The sequence below is a fragment of the Nocardia halotolerans genome (assembly GCF_042650145.1).
In the GTDB taxonomy this organism is placed as follows: Bacteria; Actinomycetota; Actinomycetes; order Mycobacteriales; family Mycobacteriaceae; genus Nocardia; species Nocardia halotolerans.
Window position 1 is genome coordinate 1 of sequence record NZ_JBHSDL010000024.1, and the last position, 2,200, is coordinate 2,200.

Annotated in this window: 2 protein-coding genes; one reads left to right on the plus strand and one right to left on the minus strand. The window is 64.8% G+C overall.

All coding sequences use genetic code 11. From position 1 onward, the window contains the following. Positions 1-839, minus strand: an 839-nt coding sequence (locus ACFO5K_RS18450; protein ID WP_378564182.1) for a SulP family inorganic anion transporter, incomplete at its 3' end; no start/stop codon positions are given. Positions 840-1,355: 516 nt separating this feature from the next. On the opposite strand from ACFO5K_RS18450, the gene ACFO5K_RS18455 reads away from it, so the two are divergent. Next, a partial coding sequence (locus tag ACFO5K_RS18455; RefSeq protein ID WP_378564179.1) for a SulP family inorganic anion transporter occupies positions 1,356-2,200 on the plus strand: 845 nt, incomplete at its 3' end.

The following is a 2,200-nucleotide window of genomic DNA, read 5'->3' on the forward strand; positions in this document are numbered from 1 at the left end:
CCACCGAAGAACCCGGTCACCACATTCGCCACACCCTGACCCCAACCCTCACGGGTCTTGTCGGAATGGGTATCGGTGATGTCGTCGACGAGCTTGGCGGTCATCAGCGACTCGAGCAGGCCGACCAGCGCCATGGCCAGCGCGTAGGGGGCGATGATGCTCAGGGTCTCGAGGGTGTACGGAACGTCCGGGATCATCCAGGCGGGCAGGCTCGAGGGCAGCTCGCCCTCGTCACCGACGTCAGGAAGGTTGAGCGAGAGCACGAGGGTCGCGGCGGTCAGCAACACGATCGCCACCAGCGGGGCCGGCACCACGTTGGACAGCTTGGGCAGGAAAACCATGAGCCCGATACCGAGCGCGACCATCGGGTACACCAGCCACGGCACCCCGAGCAGGTGCGGGATCTGGGCCATGAAGATCAGAATGGCCAGGGCGTTGACGAACCCGACCATCACGCTGCGCGGAATGAACCGCATCAACCGTGCGACCCCGATCACGCTGAGCACGATCTGCAGCACACCGGCGAGGATGACCGTCGCGATCAGGTAGTCCAAGCCGTACTGCTTGGCGACCGGTGCGATGACCAGGGCGATCGCACCCGTGGCCGCGGAGATCATCGCCCGGCGACCGCCGACGATGGAGATCGTCACGGCCATCGTGAACGACGCGAACAGCCCGACGCTCGGATCCACACCGGCGATGATGGAGAACGAGATCGCCTCCGGGATCAACGCGAGCGCGACCACCAGCCCGGCCAGGATCTCGATGCGCAGCCGCTTCGGACTGCGCAGAGCGGCCATCACCGACCCTTCGGTTTCTTTCGCGGTGGACACAGGCATCCCCATCGGCGAACTCCATTCGGTCGGTCGCGCAGGTGGCCATGCGGTCACGGACCGGCGCGGAAAGTCGGTGAGGCGAGCGGCCGGCGAGGTAAGCGCGACGATGCTGGACACCACCGGCCACGTTGCCGGATGACGAACTTCAGCTAACACTCAGCGCGAATGAATATACCCTCCCGTTCGAGTAGGTTCACAACCCTCGGGAGAGCTTCGTGTCGGAGGTCTCACCTGGACGGCCACGCCGATAACACGCCATCGCGGCCTGTGATGCGCCACATCCCACCAATGAGAGATGGAACACCGTGGAGCTGTACGACTTGCGACTCTACCCTAACCGGAGGGTAGAGTCGGGATCGCCGAGTGATTGCTGATCTCGACGCCTACCGGCAATGTCGCCGGGGCGATCGGTTCGTTCCGTCTCGAGAGTCCGGCTCGGCCCTCATGAACTCTTACCGCGCAGCACTGGGCTCGCACGGTGGCGCACGCGCGCCGATTCATCAGTAGAACGGAGTGCCGATGGTGTCGACGACGCATCGACCGGAAGTAGCCAAGGACTCGGTACTGGCGGCACTACGCAGCCCCAAGCGGTTGCGGATCGAGATCCTGGCCGGCCTCGTGGTGGCCCTGGCGTTGATACCGGAGGCGATCTCGTTCTCCATCATCGCCGGCGTGGACCCACGGGTGGGACTGTTCGCCTCCTTCGTCATGGCGGTCACGATCGCGTTCACCGGCGGACGCCCGGCCATGATCTCCGCGGCCACCGGTGCGATCGCCCTGGTGATCGCACCCGTGGCGCGGGAATACGGGATGGACTACTTCATCGCGACGGTGATCCTGGCCGGTCTGCTCCAGGTGACCCTGAGCGTGATCGGGGTGGCGAAACTGATGCGATTCATTCCGCGCAGCGTGATGGTCGGGTTCGTCAACGCCCTGGCCATCCTGATCTTCATGGCCCAGGTCCCGCACCTGCTCGGCGTGCCGTGGCTGGTGTACCCGATGGTGGCACTCGGCCTGCTCATCATGGTGCTGTTGCCCAAGCTCACCGCCGTGGTGCCCGCCCCACTGGTCGCGATCGTGTTCCTGACCGGTGCGGCGATTCTGTTCTCGCTCAACGTTCCCGACGTCGGCGACGAGGGTGAGCTGCCCTCGAGCCTGCCGTCACTGTTCATCCCCGACGTCCCACTGAACCTCACGACACTGGGCATCATCGCCCCGTATGCCCTGGCCATGGCCCTGGTCGGACTCATGGAATCGCTCATGACCGCCAAGCTCGTCGACGACATCACCGATACCCATTCCGACAAGACCCGTGAGGGTTGGGGTCAGGGTGTGGCGAATGTGGTGACCGGGTTCTTCGGTGG